This is a genomic window from Xanthomonas hydrangeae (assembly GCF_032697525.1).
Classification (GTDB): domain Bacteria; phylum Pseudomonadota; class Gammaproteobacteria; order Xanthomonadales; family Xanthomonadaceae; genus Xanthomonas; species Xanthomonas hydrangeae.
The window spans coordinates 1,876,892-1,893,999 of record NZ_CP103836.1 but is presented as its reverse complement, the minus strand read 5'-3'; the positions used below and the strand labels follow the sequence as shown (position 1 = coordinate 1,893,999).

The 17,108-nt window shown below is 66.4% G+C and carries 14 protein-coding genes and 1 other RNA gene; 8 read left to right on the top strand and 7 right to left on the bottom strand.

Going from position 1 to position 17,108, the window contains the following annotated elements; genetic code table 11:
• The first annotated feature begins 86 nt into the window (after positions 1 to 86).
• Both NYR97_RS07835 and NYR97_RS07830 read left to right on the top strand, forming a co-directional pair.
• Positions 87 to 731: an NADPH-dependent F420 reductase gene (locus NYR97_RS07835; protein WP_316697411.1), complete on the top strand. Its 645-nt coding sequence runs from the start codon at positions 87 to 89 to the stop codon at positions 729 to 731.
• Between the two features lie 227 nt (positions 732 to 958).
• Complete coding sequence (locus NYR97_RS07830) at positions 959 to 1,363, top strand: DUF779 domain-containing protein (RefSeq protein WP_316697410.1); 405 nt, start codon at positions 959 to 961, stop codon at positions 1,361 to 1,363.
• A 112-nt stretch (positions 1,364 to 1,475) separates the two neighbouring features.
• On the opposite strand, the gene NYR97_RS07825 is transcribed toward NYR97_RS07830, so the two are convergent.
• A complete protein-coding gene (locus NYR97_RS07825) occupies positions 1,476 to 1,655 on the bottom strand; it encodes a hypothetical protein (protein WP_316697409.1) in 180 nt (59 codons plus the stop codon).
• A 148-nt stretch (positions 1,656 to 1,803) separates the two neighbouring features.
• Here NYR97_RS07825 and ku point away from each other — a divergent pair, with 148 nt between their 5' ends.
• From ku to NYR97_RS07810, 3 genes are all read left to right on the top strand, one after another.
• On the top strand, positions 1,804 to 2,754 hold the full coding sequence (gene ku / locus NYR97_RS07820) for a non-homologous end joining protein Ku (protein WP_316697408.1): 951 nt from the start codon (positions 1,804 to 1,806) through the stop codon (positions 2,752 to 2,754).
• A 9-nt stretch (positions 2,755 to 2,763) separates the two neighbouring features.
• Positions 2,764 to 5,538 carry a DNA ligase D gene (gene ligD, locus NYR97_RS07815; protein ID WP_316697407.1) on the top strand — a complete coding sequence of 925 codons (2,775 nt, stop codon included), beginning with the start codon at positions 2,764 to 2,766 and terminating at the stop codon, positions 5,536 to 5,538.
• 60 nt (positions 5,539 to 5,598) lie between these two features.
• Positions 5,599 to 5,675, top strand: a non-coding RNA gene (locus NYR97_RS07810) — sX9 sRNA.
• A 371-nt stretch (positions 5,676 to 6,046) separates the two neighbouring features.
• On the opposite strand, the gene lldD is transcribed toward NYR97_RS07810, so the two are convergent.
• The 4 genes from lldD to NYR97_RS07790 all read right to left on the bottom strand — a co-directional run bounded on the left by lldD (position 6,047) and on the right by NYR97_RS07790 (position 10,190).
• On the bottom strand, positions 6,047 to 7,207 hold the full coding sequence (lldD, locus tag NYR97_RS07805; protein ID WP_316697405.1) for an FMN-dependent L-lactate dehydrogenase LldD: 1,161 nt from the start codon (positions 7,205 to 7,207) through the stop codon (positions 6,047 to 6,049).
• 233 nt (positions 7,208 to 7,440) lie between these two features.
• The gene (locus tag NYR97_RS07800; protein WP_316697404.1) at positions 7,441 to 8,958 is read right to left on the bottom strand and encodes a carotenoid oxygenase family protein; all 1,518 of its coding nucleotides are present in this window, start codon (positions 8,956 to 8,958) and stop codon (positions 7,441 to 7,443) included.
• Positions 8,959 to 8,986: 28 nt separating this feature from the next.
• Positions 8,987 to 9,409 (bottom strand): DUF2141 domain-containing protein, encoded by a 423-nt coding sequence (locus NYR97_RS07795; RefSeq protein ID WP_316697403.1) that lies wholly within the window; start codon positions 9,407 to 9,409, stop codon positions 8,987 to 8,989.
• A 214-nt stretch (positions 9,410 to 9,623) separates the two neighbouring features.
• Positions 9,624 to 10,190 (bottom strand): methyltransferase family protein, encoded by a 567-nt coding sequence (locus NYR97_RS07790; RefSeq protein ID WP_316697400.1) that lies wholly within the window; start codon positions 10,188 to 10,190, stop codon positions 9,624 to 9,626.
• Between the two features lie 33 nt (positions 10,191 to 10,223).
• On the opposite strand from NYR97_RS07790, the gene NYR97_RS07785 reads away from it, so the two are divergent.
• The 3 genes from NYR97_RS07785 to NYR97_RS07775 all read left to right on the top strand — a co-directional run bounded on the left by NYR97_RS07785 (position 10,224) and on the right by NYR97_RS07775 (position 13,117).
• Positions 10,224 to 11,450, top strand: coding sequence for a sensor histidine kinase (locus NYR97_RS07785; RefSeq protein ID WP_316697398.1), 1,227 nt, complete (start codon positions 10,224 to 10,226; stop codon positions 11,448 to 11,450).
• Entirely contained in the window at positions 11,447 to 12,079 is a 633-nt protein-coding gene (locus NYR97_RS07780) for a response regulator transcription factor (RefSeq protein WP_316697397.1), read from the top strand. The genes NYR97_RS07785 and NYR97_RS07780 overlap by 4 nt, the downstream gene beginning before the upstream one ends.
• 636 nt (positions 12,080 to 12,715) lie before the next feature.
• Positions 12,716 to 13,117: a hypothetical protein gene (locus NYR97_RS07775; RefSeq protein ID WP_316697396.1), complete on the top strand. Its 402-nt coding sequence runs from the start codon at positions 12,716 to 12,718 to the stop codon at positions 13,115 to 13,117.
• 176 nt (positions 13,118 to 13,293) lie between these two features.
• On the opposite strand, the gene NYR97_RS07770 is transcribed toward NYR97_RS07775, so the two are convergent.
• Together NYR97_RS07770 and NYR97_RS07765 are read right to left on the bottom strand one after the other, a co-directional pair.
• On the bottom strand, positions 13,294 to 13,692 hold the full coding sequence (locus NYR97_RS07770) for a hypothetical protein (RefSeq protein ID WP_205393184.1): 399 nt from the start codon (positions 13,690 to 13,692) through the stop codon (positions 13,294 to 13,296).
• Positions 13,689 to 17,039, bottom strand: a complete 3,351-nt coding sequence (locus tag NYR97_RS07765; protein WP_316697395.1) for an nSTAND1 domain-containing NTPase — start codon at positions 17,037 to 17,039, stop codon at positions 13,689 to 13,691. The genes NYR97_RS07770 and NYR97_RS07765 overlap by 4 nt, the downstream gene beginning before the upstream one ends.
• Positions 17,040 to 17,108: the final 69 nt, after the last annotated feature.

The following is a 17,108-nucleotide window of genomic DNA, read 5'->3' as shown; positions in this document are numbered from 1 at the left end:
TACGTTCGATGCCTCAACACCCGATCGGCCCATGTGGCGCCGGCGGCCCTTTGCTTTCAACCCCAACGTCTTATCAGGAGAACATCATGAGTATCGGTATCATCGGTTCCGGCGCCCTCGGCTCCAACATTGCACGTGCGCTCGCCAAGCACGGAATTTCGGCCACCATTTCCAATAGCCGCGGCCCCGACTCGCTGGCCGCGCTGGTGCAGGAGCTGGGCCCGTCGATCACGGCGGGTACCACGGCGGAAGCGGCGAGTGCCGATATCGTCTTCGCGGCGATCCGCTGGAGCGATATCGAGAGCGTCCTGGGCAGCCTGCCGGCATGGGACGGCCGCATCGTGGTCGACGGCACCAATCCGGTCGAATTCCTGGACCCGAATTCGGAAGATGCGAAGGACCCCAGCAATCCGCTTGCCGCCTACGGCATCAAGGCGGTCGATCTGGGTGACAAACATTCCAGCGAAGTGTTGAGCCAGTTCGTTCCGGGTGCACGCGTGGTCAAGGCATTCAACCACCTCGACGTCAACGTGCTGCCAGAGCCAGAGGTTGCCGGCGGCAAGCGTGTCCTGTTCTATTCGGGCGATGACGCAGACGCCAAGGCCGAGGTTCGCAAGATCATCGAAGCTGCCGGCTTCTTCGCGGCAGATCTGGGCTCGCTGGAGGTCGGCGGCCGGCTCGCCTCGTTGCCGTTCGGTGCCTTGTCTGCGCACAATTTCATCAAGATCTAAGCCCGTAACCTCTGATGAGGCGGCGCTTCAAGCAGCGCCGCAGCGTGCCGCATCGGACAGCAGGCAGCTCCCCGCCACGACAGTTGTCCAATCGGCGCAGCCGCGTAGGTCGGGCTGCACCTTGCAGCACGGCCGCGTGACACTCCCCGGAGAACGCATGCGCGCAGCAACGTGAGAGGCGTATCGTGACTGACAGGGCGGCCTGATGCGGCTGCACGAGGCCGACGATGCACCACACCACGCAATCCCCCACGCAACCGGAGATGCCGCTGCAGGTCATGGCCACCTTGGCGGCGTTGCAGTTGATCGACACGCTGCGCGCGCGGCATGGCGATGTGCTGTTCCATCAATCCGGCGGCTGCTGTGATGGTTCCTCGCCGATGTGCTTTCCGGTGGGCGATTTCATCGTCGGCGATCGCGACGTGCTGCTGGGCGAGATCGGCGGTGCGCCGTTCTATATCAGCGCCTCGCAGTTCGAGTACTGGAAGCACACCCAATTGATCATCGATGTGGTGCCGGGGCGCGGCGGCATGTTCTCGCTGGAAAACGGCGAGGGCGTGCGCTTTCTGGTGCGCTCGCGTCTGTTTGCCGATGACGAGTTCGCCCGCCTGCAGGAGGCAGGGCGGGCATAGGGCTGATCAGCGCGGCTGATCGCCACACTGGCGGCCAGGCGCGGGTAGCGCGGCTCGGGGACGGCATCGGACAAGGGGCTGCACGCCTGCGCTTTGTTGCAGTTAGATGTTTTCAGCGGTCTGTCGCGGCCGACCGCGCGGTGCCTGGCGTCTTGGCCGGGGTGTCGCCATCGGCCGGAATCAGCTTGTCTGGCGCATCGCCTGCGCCGCGGTCTTCGTAATGTTCGGCATCGCGCTTGCCGTGCTGTTCGCCGGGTTGGGTCGGTTGCTCGCGCAGTGGGTCGCGGGACATGATGTTCTCCTGTATCCAAGATGGGCCAGCAGTTCACCGCGCGCGGAGTGAAGAGCATGCAGTCGCGCCATGCGGATGGCTCACGCATGGCTCACGGCGCCGGCGTTACAGCTATGTGCTACCCAACAGCACCCGGAGTCACACGCCGATGGCAAGACCGATCTGGACCGGAACCCTCTCGTTCGGCTTGCTCAATGTGCCGGTGTCGTTGATGTCGGGCGAGCGCAAGGTGGATCTGCATTTCCGCATGCTCGATTCGCGTGACAAGAAGCCGATCCGCTTCGAGCGCGTCAATGCCGACACCGGCGACGAGGTGCCGTGGAAGGAGATCGTCAAGGCGTTCGAATACGACAAGGGCAGCTACGTGATCGTCGAGGAGCAGGACATCCGCTCCGCCTCGCCGGAAAGCCACGAGACGGTGGAGGTGGAAACCTTTGTCGATGCCGCCGACATCGACCCGCGCTATTTCGAAAAGCCCTACATCCTGGTGCCCGGCAAGAAAGCCGAAAAAGGCTATGTGCTGCTGCGCGAAACGCTACGCGACACCGGCAAGGTGGGCATTGCCAAGGTGGTCATCCGCACGCGTGAATATCTGGCTGCGGTGATGCCGCAGGGCGATGCGCTGATCCTGTTGCTGCTGCGCTACCAGCAGGAAGTGGTGGACCCGCAGGACTTCAAGCTGCCGGCCGGCGCGGTGGGCGAATACCGCATCACGCCCAAGGAACAGGAGATGGCCAAACAGCTGATCGAGTCGATGTCCGGCACCTGGCAGCCGGAGGAGTATCACGACGAATTCCGCGGCAAGCTGGAGCAGCTGCTGCGCAAGCGCATCCAGGAAAAGGGCGGCACCACCAAGGTGGACATCGAGCCGCCGCAGCACGAAGACGCCACCACCAACGTGGTCGATTTCATGTCGCTGCTGCAGAAGAGCCTGCAAGCCAATACACGCACGCCGGCCAAGAAAAGCAGTGCGCCGGCAGCGGCGCCTGCCAAGAAAACCGCAACCAAGAAGGCGGCCAAGAAGGCCACCAAAAAGACTGCGAGCAAGCCGACCAAAACAGCGGCCGCGAAAGCGCCCCCGCGCCGCAAGGCCGGATAGGCCCGGCCCATGTCACTGCACGACTACAACGCCAAGCGCCGCTTCGACCAGACACCGGAACCGGCCGGCGAGACGCCTGCGCGCGCCAACACACAACCGATCTTCGTCGTGCAGCTGCACCACGCCAGCTCGCGCCATTACGACTTCCGTCTGGAAGCCGACGGCGTGCTCAAGAGTTGGGCCGTGCCGAAGGGGCCATCGTTGCGCGCCGGTGAAAAACGCCTGGCGGTGCAGGTGGAAGATCATCCGTTGTCGTACGCCAGCTTCGAAGGCGATATCCCGCAAGGCCATTACGGCGCCGGGCATGTGGATGTCTTCGACCACGGCCATTGGCATTGCGAAGGCGATGCGTTGGCGGCGCTGGAGGCGGGCAAGCTGGAATTCGAGTTGCAGGGCACGCTGCTGCGCGGTGGCTTTGCGTTGGTGCGCACGCAAATGCGTGGCGGCAAACCGCAGTGGCTGCTGTTCAAGCGCACCGATGCCTACGCGGCCGATCTGGATGCCGATGCGCTGGTGGCGCAGCAGTCAGCCGGCGCATCGGGTGTGGCAACTTCGGCAACGCGTGCCAAGACAGCCTCGGTTACAACGCGCGGCAAGGCTAGCCGTGCGCAACGTGTGCCGCCAGAAGCAATCGCCGGGACATCGACAGTGACAAGCAAACGTGTGCGTTCAGGGCGTGCAGAATCCAAACAGTGGCGTACCCGCGCCCTGGCGCTGGACGGCGCGCGCGATGCGCCATGCCCAACCGCGCTGCGCGCGCAACTGACCTTGCTGCGCGAGCACGCCCCGGAGGGCGAGCGCTGGTTGCACGAGATCAAGTGGGATGGTTATCGCCTGCTGGCCGATATGGTCGATGGAAACGTGCAGTTGCGCTCACGCAACGACCAGGCCTGGACGCAGCGCTTTCCGGATGTGGTGCGCGCGTTGCAGGCATTGCCAGTGCGCGATGCGCGCCTGGATGGCGAGCTGGTGGTGCTGGACGCGCAAGGGCGCAGCGATTTCTCGGCGCTGCAACGGGCGCTCGATGGCAGCGTCACGCAACCGCTGCGCTACATCGTGTTCGACCTGCTCGGGGTCGCCGGGGTGGATCTGCGCGGCACCCCGTTGCTGCAACGCAAGCAATTGCTGCGCGAATTGCTGGGCGATCAACCGGGCACGCTGGCATTTAGCGACCATGTGATCGGTCACGGCCCGGAAGTGTTCGCGGCCAGCGCCGGCACCGGCTGGGAAGGCATCGTCAGCAAGCTCGCCGACGCCCCTTATCGCGAAGGACGCAGCGCCGATTGGGTCAAGACCAAGCACGCAGACAGCGACGAGTTTGTGGTGGTGGGTTACACCGATCCCAAGGGCGCACGCAGTGGTTTTGGCGCATTGCTGATGGCGCAGCGCGAGGGCAAGACGCTGCGCTATGTCGGGCGTGTGGGCACCGGTTTCGACGATGCCTTGCTGGGCAAGATCACCACACTGTTGCAGGCGCTGCATAGCGACACCGCCACGCTGGAATTGCCCACGCACATCCCGGGGCGGCCACGCGATGTGCATTGGGTGCGACCGGTGTTGATCGCCGAGGTGGCGTTTCGCGGTTGGGCCAAGGAAGGGCTGCTGCGACAAGCCGCGTTCAAGCGTTTGCGTGAGGACAAACCCATGAGCGAGTTGGGCGGCGATCGTGCCGCGCCGGGCAAGCCGCGTGCTGCTGGCAAAAGTGGCGGTGCGACGGCGGCCATTGCGCCTGCGCGCAAGACGGCGACAAAAAAAACAGCCAACACGACAGTCGAAGCATCCACCAGGACAACCAGCAAACGCGTGCGTTCGACGGCATCGAAGACGACCGCCATATCGAAGACTGCAGCGTCCGGATCCAGGGCAGCCAAATCCGCAGCGTCCAGGTCCACTGCGTCCACATCCACGCCCACAGACGGCATCACCATCACTCATCCCGAGCGCGTAGTGTTTTCTGCGGTCGGTATCAGCAAGGGCGATGTGGCTGACTACTACCGCGCAGTGGCACCGCTGGTGCTGGCGGAGATCGCCCGCCGCCCGTTGTCGCTGCTGCGCTGCCCCGATGGCGCCGGTGGCGATTGCTTCTTCCAGAAGCACGAAGGTCGCCATCTGGGCGCGCATATCAAGGCGATTGCGCTAAAGCAAAAAAGCGGCACCGAGGACTACATCTACGTCGAAGATGTCGCCGGCCTGCTCGAGCTGGTGCAAATGAACACCCTCGAGCTGCATCCCTGGGGCGCGCAGGTAGACGACCCGGAACATCCGGATCGGCTGGTGTTCGACCTGGACCCTGGCGACGCTGTGTCCTGGTCCGATGTGGTCGCCGCCGCGCGCGACATCCGCGCCAAGCTGCGCAGTGCAGGGCTGGAAAGCGCGGTGCGCCTGTCCGGCGGCAAGGGCCTGCACGTGGTGGTGCCGATCGTGCCGGAGGCAGGCTGGGAGCAAGCGCGCGATTTCTGCGAAGCGTTCGCACAGGCACTGGCAATGCACACGCCGGACCGCTACGTGGCGACCATGAGCAAGGCCAAACGCCACGGCGTGATCTTCGTCGACTGGCTGCGCAACGGGCGCGGCAGCACCAGCGTGTGTTCGTGGTCGCTACGCGCCCGCGACAAGGCCACTGTCGCCGTGCCGCTGCGCTGGGAAGAACTCGGCAAGATCAGCGGGCCCGATGCGTTTCCGATGGACAAGGCCTTGCAACGTGCCAAGCGTCAACGCGCAGATCCATGGGAATCGGTGTTGGCGTTGCGGCAATACTTGCCCACGGGCAACGATAAGAACTAAGAGCGGCTAACAAACCTACTGCACAGCCCCCACCGGGCGCGGCCTGTGTTCGGAATCGGCATTACCACTCGTACACCCCGGTTCTAAGCGCGCCGTCCGCACCCCACCTGACGAACGCTCGCTACGTTTTGTTGGCCGCTCTTAGTCGGAAGCTGAGGTCAAAAGCCTGGTGGTCGAGCGCGCGGTGCCCTCGCCGCTTGCGGGACACGCCGTGAACCCATCCCTGGGGGCTCGGTGGCGGCATCCATGCCGCCACACGGTCCCGCAATCGGTGAGGACACCGCACTAGAAAGTTTGCTGGCTGCTTTGTTAAAAACCATGCGCACCGATCAACTCGACTGGTCCTTGCCCGCCCACCGTCGCGGGACCTTACGCGGCATGGATGCCGCGTAAGAGCCTACACGGACGTACTTGCGGCGTGTCCCGCGACGGTGGGCGGACAAGGGCCCTGCAGCCAAGCCCCAGATCATCCGCTCTGCTACCGACGCATCCCGAATCCCGAATCCCGTCAAAGCGAAACCGCACTCTCCCGCGTCACCCTGCTCAACGCATCGCCACTGATCTCGGCAATCGACCGCGTGCCGGTCAAGGTCATCGCCACGCGCATCTCGCGTTCGATCAGGGTCAGCAGATTCTCCACACCGGCCTGGCCACCGGCCGCCAGCGCGTAGACGAACGCACGCCCCAGCAGCACCGCATCGGCGCCCAGCGCCAGCATGCGCACCACATCCAGCCCGCTGCGGATGCCCGAATCGGCGAGGATCTTCAGCTCACCTTTCACCGCATCGGCAATCGCCGGCAACGCCCGCGCACTGGACAGCACGCCGTCGAGCTGGCGGCCACCATGGTTGGACACCACGATGCCGTCGGCGCCGAAGCGCACTGCGTCGCGCGCATCGTCCGGGTCCAGGATGCCCTTGATCACCATCGGCCCGGTCCAGAATTCGCGGATCCATTCCAGATCCTTCCACGAAATCGACGGGTCGAAATTGGCGCCCAGCCAGCCGATGTAATCCTGCAACCCCGTCGGGCTGCCGCGGTACGCCGAGATATTGCCCAGATCGTGCGGCTTGCCGAGCAAGCCCACGTCCCAGGCCCAGCGCGGATGCGTCACCGCCTGCAGCATGCGCCGCAGCGACGCGTTGGGCCCGCTCATGCCCGAGTGCGCATCGCGGTAGCGCGCGCCCGGCGTGGGCATGTCCACGGTGAACACCAGCGTGGTCACTCCGGCCGCCTTGGCGCGCTCCAGCGCATTGCGCATGAAGCCGCGGTCCTTGAGCACGTAGAGCTGGAACCACATCGGCCGCTCGATCGCCGGCGCCACCTCTTCGATCGGGCACACCGACACCGTGGACAACGTAAACGCAATCCCCCGCGCCGCCGCCGCACGCGCCGCCTGCACCTCGCCACGGCGCGCGTACATGCCGGTCAGCCCCACCGGCGCCAACGCCACCGGCATCGCCAGCGTCTCGCCGAACAACTCGGTGCTCAGGCTCAGGTCCGACATATTGCGCAGCACCCGCTGGCGCAGCGCGATATCGGCCAGATCGGCGACATTGCGCCGCAGCGTGTGCTCGGCGTACGCGCCGCCATCGATGTAGTGAAACAGGAACGGCGGCAGGCGTGCCTGCGCGGCGGCACGGTAATCGGAAGCGGCGGAAATGATCATCGAAGACGCACGGCAGCTGCGGGGTAGCCGCTGAGTGTAAGACCATCGGTGTGGCGGGTGGACCGCGCGACAGCGTGCCTGGTGCAGCCGCACGCCGAGGCCGGGTGCCTGGCGAGATGGACCAATGCGGCAAGTTCGGCGTACTACGCCGGCGGCGCACGCATTGCGGCTGCGGGCAAAGCGATCACAGGCGCCAGCTCAGCCTGCCGCATCACGGGAGGTAGCGCACCGGCTCACTCGGCTGCAGCAAAGTGCCCATGAAATCCCAGCGGCACCGCATACGGCAACCACGCCTGTGCGATCGGCCCGGCGTCCACGTGGCGTGCATCCAGCACCATCAGGCCGGTGCGTGCACGGGTGGTGTCCAGCACGGTGCCGACCAGCCAACCGTCGTCGGGACGCTCGCTGCCGGGGCGCGGCACGAACACGTGTTCTTCGGCCAGCATGTCCGGCCCGTAGCGGTGCACCTGGCGACGGTCGCGGTCCAGATCGTAGCTGGCCACCGCGTTGAGGAACGGCGAGGCGTTCGGCCCGTCGATGCACGGCGCGTACAGCCGCGCGCCGCGCGTGCCCGGCGTACGCGCATCGAAGGTCGGCAATTCCAGGTTGTCCACCGCATGCGCCTGCCAGCGCGCGCGGCCGTTGCGCAGATCCAGGTGCAGGCTGCGCAGCTGCACCGGTGAGGGCGTGGCCGCCGGGTCGCCGTGCATCGCCGCCCGCAATGGCGAGCGCGCCTCCTCCGGATCGGTGTGGACCAGCGCCCGCACCACGATACGGTTGCGGTGTTCGTAGGCATCGGCGAAGTGATAGGCCACCGCGAAGTCGGCCTCGAACCAGCGCGGTTGGTCCAGCGCATCCTTGGGCACCACCGCAATCCGGCACGCGGCGTCGGGGGTGAAGCGCATCTGCTCGAAGAACGGGCCCTCGCCATCCAGCCGGCGGTAGGGTGCCAGCACGAAGATCAGATGCCGCTGCGTCATCGCAAAGCTGTGCAGGTAGCCTGGCGTGTCGGTCTGCAGCAGTTGCGCGCTGCGCAGCACCGCATCGGCGCCGATGTGCCAGATCAGCACCCCGGTGGCGCCGATCACGCCGATCGAGCCGAAGTTCCAGGCGCTGCCGTCGCGGTCGATCAGCGGGTGCGCCGAAAACGGCATCGCGGCCAGGTCGTCGCGCCAGGTCACCGGGCCGAGCGTGCCCAGGGCATCGGGATCCAGCTCGATCGCCGAGCCTGCCTCCCACAACGCGAACAGGCGGCCGTTGAGCATCGCCACCGAGGTGTTGGCGGTGTTGACGTCGTCGTTGTTGCGGGCCGGCTGCTGGTCCGGCACCGCGGTGCCGGCCGCACGGTAGAGGAAGCGGCCGGCCTGCTGTTCTTGGGTGAATTTGTGGGTGGCCACCATGCGCGCGTGGTGCTGCACCTGGCTGCCATCTAGCCGCCAGCGGTGCACCATGCCGTCGCCGTCGAACCAGTGGTCGTAGCGGAAGCCGGCGCGCTCGGTCCACGCCGGGCCGTTGCGGTACAAGCTGCCGGCCAGGCCCTCGGGCAGCGTGCCTTGCAGCGCCACGCGGGTAGGGCCCAGGCTCGCCTGGGTGACGCTGCGCCAGCCCAGCAGCCACGGTGCGCGCTGCAGGCCGGCATGGAACTGCGCCGCCTCCATGGCCTGCGCCGGCAGGCTGCGCAGCGACCAACTGGCCAGCGCGGCAGTGCCGGTGGCGGCCAACAGGGACTGCAGGAAGGGGCGTCGGTGCATGCGGATGTCCTCGCGTCTGGGCGGGCTGTCAGCGCATCTCGATGCTGATGCGCTTGCCGCCGGCCGGCAGCTCGAACGCCGCCTCGTCGAAGGTCGGCTTGCGCATCGCGCGCGGATTGTTGCTGAAGCCGTAGCCTTCCACCGGCATGCCGATCAGATTTGTATCGAGCTTACCGTTGGCGTTTTCGTCGTGATTGATCATCACCGCGTAGCGGCCGGGGGCAAGATTCTTGAACTGGATGTGCGGTGTAGCGCTGGTGATCGGCACCGTTTGCGCCTGCACCGGCGGCTGTGCGCTCTCCAGCTGCGCGGGTGAGGCGATCACCGCAATGCGCAACTTGCCTTGTTGCGAACGCAGGCCACTGACGCCCACGTCCAGATCGGCGGCCTGGATGCCGGCGCTGCCGAGCAGGCCGACGAGTGCGACAACGACGTAGGTGCGGGCAAGCATGCAAGTCTCCTGACACGGGTGGGGATGCGACGCGTTGGGGGCGATGGTACGCAGCGCCTCGACCCTGCGGCGGTGGTGGCCGTCGCAGATCGCCCCACATGTGGCTGAACATAGTGCGGCAACACGTCTGCCTGCACGCCACGTGGGCCGAACCCGTGTGCAAGCAAGCGAAGCGCTCCTCATCGCAGGCGCCAGACCGCTGCCTTCTCAACCCTCACCACACCAGCGGCAGCAGGCGCCGGCTCTGCGCCGCATACGCCGGGTACGCAACCGGAAACGCGCGCTGCAATGCGGCTTCTTCGATACGGATGCGGTGCAGGAAGACCCAGGTCACCGGCACCACGATCGCCGCCACCGACACTGCATTGCCCATGCCCAGCGCCAGCCCGTAAAAGGCCAACAGCGCGCCGCTGTAGGAGGGATGGCGTAGCCAGCGATACGGGCCGCTGCGCACCAGCTGATGATCGGGCTGGATGGTCACATCCACCGTGAACCAGCGTGCCAGCACCTGGATGGCCCACGCGCGCAACGCCAGCCCGCTGCCGATCAACGCGCAGCCGGCCCACTGCAGCGGCGCGGCCCAGCCCTGCGGCCAATGGGCCAGGCCGCTGTAGGCCAGCATCACCGCAACGGCCACCGCTGCAGACAGCACCCGCCACAGGTGTTGCAGCGTGCCTTGATCGTGCGCGCCACCATCGCTGGCGCGGCGGCGACGGCTGAGCAGCAGTTCGTAGCCGCCCCAGAGCAGATTGAGCGCAAGAAACAGACTGGAAGCAGACATGGCGTGACTCCGTGGCGATGGGATGGGTTGGTCATGCCAGTGTGCGCACACACCGCCACGACGACAGGGGCCGCAGGTCATCGATCCCACCTGCCGGAAGTCACTTTCTGCATGCGCGCCATTGCCGAGTGGCCACGCGGCCGTCAGCATCGCCGCATGAACTCTTCCCTGCCGCATCTTCTGCATCCCCTGCGCCTGGCCGGCGCGTTCACCATTGCGGCGGTGGCGTTGTCGTTTGTGCCCGATGCGTCAGCGCACGGTGCCTGGCGCTGGGGTGTGCTGGCCGGCTTCACCGCCTTGTTTCTGCTGCACTCCCTGTTGCGGCCGCTGCCTGCGTTGCGCAACGGCGCGCTGCTGCTGCAAGCGGTCATGGCGCTGCTGCTGGTGTGGATGGAGCCGCATGCCGGCACGGCCCCGGTGCTGCTGGTGTTGCTGGTGGCGCAGGCAGGGATGGCCTGGCCGCCGTTGCGCGTGCTGCTGTTGGCGCTGGCGTTGAACGCGGGCATGTACGCGGTGTTGGTGCAGGCCGGTATCGATCGCGCGCTGTCGATCGCCAGCATCTACGCCGGCTTCCAGGCCTTTGCCGCGCTCACCGCGCATTACGCGCGCACTGCCGAGCGTGCCCGCGATGCGCTGGCCTACGTCAATGCCGATCTGCTGGCCACCCGCGCGCTGCTGGCCGACAGCGCGCGCGATGCCGAGCGCCTGCGTCTGGCGCGCGAGTTGCACGACGTGGCCGGGCACAAACTCACCGCGATGAGCATCCATCTGCGCTTGCTGCGTGCCGACCCCATGCTGGCGCCGCGCCAGGAGCTGGCGATGCTGGAAGGCCTTGCGCGTGAGTTGCTTGGCGACATCCGCAGCGTGGTGCAGTCGTTGCGCGACGATGCCGGGCTGGATCTGCACACCGCGCTGCATGCCCTGGCCGCGCCGTTTCCCAAACCGGTGCTGCAGCTGCAGATCGACCCGGCCGTACGCGTGAGCGACCCACAAATCGCCGAAGCCCTGCTGCGGCTGGTACAGGAAGCGCTGACCAATGCCGCGCGCCATGGCGAGGCCGACACCGTGCAGGTGTCGCTGCACACCCATGACGGCCAGCTGCACATCGACATCCAGGACGACGGCCACTGCGCCGAGCAGATCCGCGAGGGCAACGGCATCGCCGGCATGCGCGAGCGGCTGGCGGCCTTGCATGGCCAACTGCAGCTCGGCCGCGCCGCGCACGGCGGCATGCAGTTGACCGCGAGGTTGCCGACATGAGCACGCGCCGTATCGCATTGGCCGACGACCAGGTGCTGGTGCGCGCCGGATTGCGCGCGCTGTTGCAGCAGCAGGGCGTGGAGGTGGTCTGCGAGGCCGACGACGGCCAGAGCCTGCTGGACGCGCTCGTCATCAACACGGTGGACGTGGTGCTCAGCGACATCCGCATGCCCGGCCTGGATGGCATCCAGGCGCTGCAGCAATTGCGCGACCGTGGCGACCGCACCCCGGTGCTGCTGCTCACCACCTTCGACGACAGCGACCTGCTGCTGCGCGCGACCGAGGTCGGCGCGCAAGGTTTCCTGCTCAAGGATGCCGCCCCGGAAGACCTGCGCGAGGCGATCGAACGCGTGGCCAACGGCGAGACCCTGCTGCAGCCGGTCAGCACCGACCCGGTGCGCGCCCGCTACCAGTTCCGCGACCAGCAGCCCCCGCGCGAGACCTTCAGCGAGCGCGAGGTGGCGATCCTGCGCCTGCTCGCCGGCGGCTATTCCAACAAGGAGATCGCCCGCACCCTGTTCCTGGCCGAAGGCACGGTAAAGAACTACGTCTCCACCATCCTGGAAAAGCTCGGCACCCGCGACCGCACGCGCGCGGTGTTGAAGGCGATCACGTTGCGGGTGATTTGAGGGTTGGGAATCGGGATTGGGGATTGGGGATTGGGGTTTAGGGAGTCGTAAGAGCGGGGTTGGAGCGGGCGCTGGAAGGGTGAGACTGGCGTCGAAGTCGAACTGCAAATCGGAAGCCGGAAGCCCCTCTCCCTTCGGGAGAGGGGTTGGGGTGAGGGTACGGGGCGAAGCCACACATGGAACGAGATGACACGAGGCTTCGCCCGTACCCTCATCCGCCCCTGCGGGGCACCTTCTCCCGAGGAGAGAAGGGACAGCACGTGGTTAGCAGGCCGTGGTCAGCCGGGATAGCCTGCCGCTAGCCGCTAGCCGCTAGCCCCAAGCCCACCAAGGTTTGCTCTCGTCGACGGTGGCACTTGCCCATTCATCTCGGCCGAAGGGCGAAGCTCTACTGAGCTGCTACCACCACACGCAAGAGCCAGCTCGGCGCCCAGACACATCGCCAACTAATTACATGACGATATCTCGCTAGTGTGCATGACATTGTTTTACAAAGGATTTCCCGAATTCGGCAGAGTCAGCCAACAACCGTAAGGTTGCCGTCAGGTCGCACCAGCGGCCAGGCGAGAAGGTCGTCCGGCGGCCACCAACGCCGCTCGGGGACGCGCCGCGCCCCGGTCTGCCGCGGAGTCCGTCATGCGCCTTGTCCAATACCTGTTCGTGTTGATCGTCGTGCTGTCCACCAGCGCCTGGGCGGCGCCGACCCAGGCCGAATTGCCGGGCAGCTGGACCCGGGCCGCGCTGCTGACCCACCCTGCGGCAGTCGAGCGTGACTTGCGGGTGGTCGTGGAATGCGCGTCGGTAGTGGAGGCAGCTGCGGTCCACGCCTGCGATCGGTTGACCGGGCGCTCCGATTGCAAGGGTTGCGGGCAAGCCCTGGTGAGGCAGCCATGGAAGGTCAGCGAAACTGACGGCCCTGACCATGCGTACACCAGCGCCGAGATGGCCGGCGCGTGGTCAACCCGCGGCCAGGTCAAGGTTGCTTTCAGCAACGAAACCGAGCGCGACAATAGGCTGCGCGCGTCGGCCGGAATCTAGCGCGCGCGTCTCTGTACGGGATACGGCACTGCTGCAGTGACGGCCAGGGCAGACGCCGCACCGTTGATGCCGCGCGCAGACAGCAGCGCGACGCCATCGTGCAGGATGGCGTCGGCCGTTACGGCGCGGCGGCTCCCGTCCGGCGGCAAACCATCGGACGGGAGTGGGCTCAACGGTCAGGGACGCCCGAATTCCTGCGGTGAGATTTGCGGATCATTACCGACCTGGGGATCGCAGCTGAAGTGCGTGCCCGTGTGTGTGTCCTTCACCACCACGGTGAAAAAGATCAGCGTCGGATGTTTGTTGGCATTGACCACGTGCACGCTACGGCTGTCGGAGGCGATATGCGACTTGCCGATCTGACCCGTCGCATCCGAATTCAGCAGGCTGATGATCTCGAAATGCTTGGGCACCGACTCGCAGAACGCATAGCGCAGGATCACGTCCTGCTCGCCTTTGCCACAGATGAGCAGGTCCGGGGAGAAGCTGTAGAAGTAGGCGCCCCTGCCGGTATTGCCGCCGAACGCCACGTGCGCAACGGTCAGTTCGATGAGGATGGTCTTGGAGTCCGTCATGACTTTGGTGATTCCTTGAAAAGCGGGGCATAGAGGGAGACGAATCCCGGGTGGCGGTAGCCCGCGTGATACAGCCATCCGAGCTGTTGCGTAACGGCGCTGCGCTGGCCCAGGTGCACCTGCGCGCGAATCCAGGGGTCCAGCAGATTCTTGTCGCGGCTATTGGCGATGTCCTTGCCGAGCACCGCCACCGCGCGTTGCCACGCCGCGCGAGCACCGGCGCCGTTGCCGGCAGCGGCCTGCTGTTCGCCGTGCCAGACCAGCGCCTGGGCCAGGGCCGACAGGCCGAGCAGATCGTCGGGCCTGGCGCGATGCAACGCATCCAGCTGAGCAACGATCGGTGCAAGGCTGTCGGCATTCGTGTCCGAACGGGCGGCGTACACCCGCTGCAAGCGCAGCGCGATGATGGCGTCCAGCCATTGCCATTCCGGCAACGGTTGCGCCTGTTTCAGCACATCGGCCATGGTCTGGCGAGCCCGGTCGAGGTGGCGCTCGGCCAGATCGGGATGCCCGTCCAGAGCGGCCATCCAGCCGACCTGTGCGTCGGCGTGCGCCAGATCGCGGCGCCAGGCGACATTGTCCGGTTGCAACGCCACCAGTGCCTGCAGCATGCGCACGCTGTCCAGCGCATCGGTCTGCGCCTGCACCAGATGGCCGCGCGCCAGCGCCAGGTTGGAGGTGCGGATCAGCGATCCGGCCAGACGCCGCCGCCAGGCATGCGCGTCGGGGTCGTTTTCGACCAGTGCGCCCAGCATGGCGATCTGCTCGCGATAGCCCTGCTCGGCAGGTGCCAGCAAACCCTGCATTTCCTGCGTCAGACTGAGCCAGGACAAGCTGTCGACCAGTTCGTAACGCAGCGATGTGTTGTCCGGCGTGCGTGCCAGCAACTGGCGTTTGAGTGCGATCGAGCGCGCGAAGAAACCGATCGCGGCGTTGGTCTGGCCTTGGTCCTTGGCCAGCGTGCCAAGGTTGTTGAGTGCGTAGGACAGCTCCAGTTGCCAGCGCGGGTCCTGCGGCGCGGCGCGCACCAGCCATTCGCAGGTCGCCAGATACTGCGACCAATACCGGTGCGCCAGCGGCAACTGCTTGCCTTTGTAGGCAAGGTCCCCCAGCCAATATGCGGTTTGCCCGGTTTCGGCCTGCGCCTCCAGCGAGGCGGGCGCACGCACACGTGCCTGCACGGCCGTGGCAGCGGCACGCGTGAATGCCGCATGCGCCTCGTCCAATTTGCCCTGATTCATCAGCACTTCGCCGGTGGTGCGCAGGGCACGGGCGTGGTTGATCAGATCGCCCGTCTGCATGCTGGCGTTGGGCAGGTCTTCCAGATAGCGCAGCGCGCGGCTGCCCACGCTGTCGAGCAGTTTGAGGTTGCCCACGGTGCGCAATTGCTCGGCCAGATCGCCCAGCATGTAGCCCACCAGTTGCTGCGCCTGATCGCGGCGTTGTTCGGCCACTTGCTGCGCTTGCCGCGCTTGCCAGCCCAGCAGCATCGAGGCGCTTGCCAACACCACCAACAACGTCGCCGCCACCGCATACATCCCGCGCCGTTGCCGCTGCGAGCGCTCGCAGGCATGCAGGAACGCGTGATCCACCGCGCCCAACTCCTGCGGCATGCGCCGCGCCGCCTCGCGCGCCTCGCTCAACGGGCGCCCGCTGTTGAGCAGATGATCGGTGCGCCGGCCTTCGGCGGCCCAGCGCTGTGCGGCCAGTTGCAGGCGTTTGTGGGCCTGCAGCAGGCGGCGGTTTTCATGGATCCACTCGGCCGCGCGTGGCCATTGCCGCAGCAAGGCTTCGTGCGCAACCGCAAACCCCGGCTCGCCTGCGACCAGTTCGCTGACGAACAACCGCGCATGCACGAAGGCATCCACCAGCACGCGTGCGGCGCTGTTCTGAGGCAATGCCGACCACAACGCGCGCCGCGCGGTCACCGCATCGCTGTCGGGATGGATCACGCTCAACAGCGTCAGCACCTCGCCCAGCGCGGCCTGCGCGGTGGCTGGCAAGGCACGGAAGGTCTGTTCGGCATGGTGCGCCAACGCGCCTTCCAGCCCACCTAGTGCGCGGTAGGCCGCGAAGGTCAGCAGGCCATCGTCGCTGCGTTGCGCGTGCAAGGCATGCAATAAATGTTGAAGCAACGGCAAGGCGTCGGGCTGGCGCGCGGTGGCGTCGCGCAGCACATCGTCCAGGCGGCTGGCACTGTCGCGCTCTTCTTCGAAACGCAGCCCGGCCATTGCTGCAGGCACGCGGATGATCTGGCCGATCTCGCCATCGCGCGGCGGCAGCAGATCCACATGCCCGTCGCCACGTTTGAGCTCCACGATCTGCGGCAAGGCATCGATCAGCCGCGGATAAAAGTCGCTGCGGGTGAGCATCAACACCGCCACCTGCGCACTGCCGCACAGCGATTGCAATGCGTCAGCCAAGGCAGCGCGGTCGGCATCGGTGATACCGGGGGTGGCCACCATCGCTTCGGCATGGTCGATCACCAACAGCAGATGGCGTTGGGTCTGCAGGCTGTCGCGCGCCGGGGCGCTCTGGCGCATTGCCTCGGCAATGGCCGCATGCAGTGGTGCAGGGTGTTGCAACCAATCGGGCAGCAGCGCCGTCTGCGCTGGCGAAAACACCGCGCGCCCGCCCGGCGCCCAGTCGCCGAGTGCGCGGGCCAGTGTGTCGAGCACATCGCCGCCGCGGCATTGCGCCAGGTTGCAGTACGCCACCGCCACCGCTTCCAGACCATCCAGGCCGCCGGGCTGCGACAGCAATGGCACCACGCCCGCCCGCAACAACGAGGTCTTGCCGCAGCCGCTGGCACCGCTCACCAGCACCAGCCCGCGTTGGCTGTGCAATTGCGCGCGCAGCGCACCCAGCACCTGCGCAATCGCATGGCTGCGACCGAAGAAGACCTCCGCATGCGCGGGATCGAACGCCTGCAGCCCCACATACGGGTTGCCGTGTCCCCACAGCTGCGTGCCGATCACCGCACCGCGGTAATCCTCGGGAAAGATCACCTTCGGCAGCAGCCGGTAACCGCGCTTGCGGATGGTTTCGATGTAGCGCGGTTGGCGGCTGTCGTCGCCGAGCTTGCGGCGCAGCTGGGCGATGGTCTTGTGCACGGGGTTGTCGCCGTAAAAGCTGCCGTGCCACACCTCGATCAACAACTGCTCGGCGCTGATGACCTCGCCTGCGCGCTCGGCCAACGCGATCAGCACTTCCATCATGCGCGGTTCCAGCGTGATGGTCTGGCCGTCGTCGATCAGCGCAAGCCGTTCCGGTTCGACCAGTAATGGCCCAAGCCGAAACCGTGGGACGGAGCTCAGCTGCGTGACGCGCTCGCTTCGAAGAGACATCGCTCAGACACCGGTCGCACAGCTGGAAGGGACCTCGACGATCGCCAACAGGCGCAGCCAGGCACGGCA

Excerpts from the sequence above, each read along its gene's own strand:
- NYR97_RS07780 (WP_316697397.1), top strand. The coding sequence starts at position 11,447 with ATGAGCACGCGCCGTATCGCATTGGCCGACGACCAGGTGCTGGTGCGC.
- NYR97_RS07785 (WP_316697398.1), top strand. The coding sequence starts at position 10,224 with ATGCCAGTGTGCGCACACACCGCCACGACGACAGGGGCCGCAGGTCAT.
- NYR97_RS07765 (WP_316697395.1), bottom strand. The coding sequence starts at position 17,039 with ATGTCTCTTCGAAGCGAGCGCGTCACGCAGCTGAGCTCCGTCCCACGG.
- NYR97_RS07790 (WP_316697400.1), bottom strand. The coding sequence starts at position 10,190 with ATGTCTGCTTCCAGTCTGTTTCTTGCGCTCAATCTGCTCTGGGGCGGC.
- lldD (WP_316697405.1), bottom strand. The coding sequence starts at position 7,207 with ATGATCATTTCCGCCGCTTCCGATTACCGTGCCGCCGCGCAGGCACGC.
- NYR97_RS07795 (WP_316697403.1), bottom strand. The coding sequence starts at position 9,409 with ATGCTTGCCCGCACCTACGTCGTTGTCGCACTCGTCGGCCTGCTCGGC.
- NYR97_RS07775 (WP_316697396.1), top strand. The coding sequence starts at position 12,716 with ATGCGCCTTGTCCAATACCTGTTCGTGTTGATCGTCGTGCTGTCCACC.
- ku (WP_316697408.1), top strand. The coding sequence starts at position 1,804 with ATGGCAAGACCGATCTGGACCGGAACCCTCTCGTTCGGCTTGCTCAAT.
- NYR97_RS07770 (WP_205393184.1), bottom strand. The coding sequence starts at position 13,692 with ATGACGGACTCCAAGACCATCCTCATCGAACTGACCGTTGCGCACGTG.
- NYR97_RS07800 (WP_316697404.1), bottom strand. The coding sequence starts at position 8,958 with ATGCACCGACGCCCCTTCCTGCAGTCCCTGTTGGCCGCCACCGGCACT.
- NYR97_RS07835 (WP_316697411.1), top strand. The coding sequence starts at position 87 with ATGAGTATCGGTATCATCGGTTCCGGCGCCCTCGGCTCCAACATTGCA.
- NYR97_RS07830 (WP_316697410.1), top strand. The coding sequence starts at position 959 with ATGCACCACACCACGCAATCCCCCACGCAACCGGAGATGCCGCTGCAG.
- ligD (WP_316697407.1), top strand. The coding sequence starts at position 2,764 with ATGTCACTGCACGACTACAACGCCAAGCGCCGCTTCGACCAGACACCG.
- NYR97_RS07825 (WP_316697409.1), bottom strand. The coding sequence starts at position 1,655 with ATGTCCCGCGACCCACTGCGCGAGCAACCGACCCAACCCGGCGAACAG.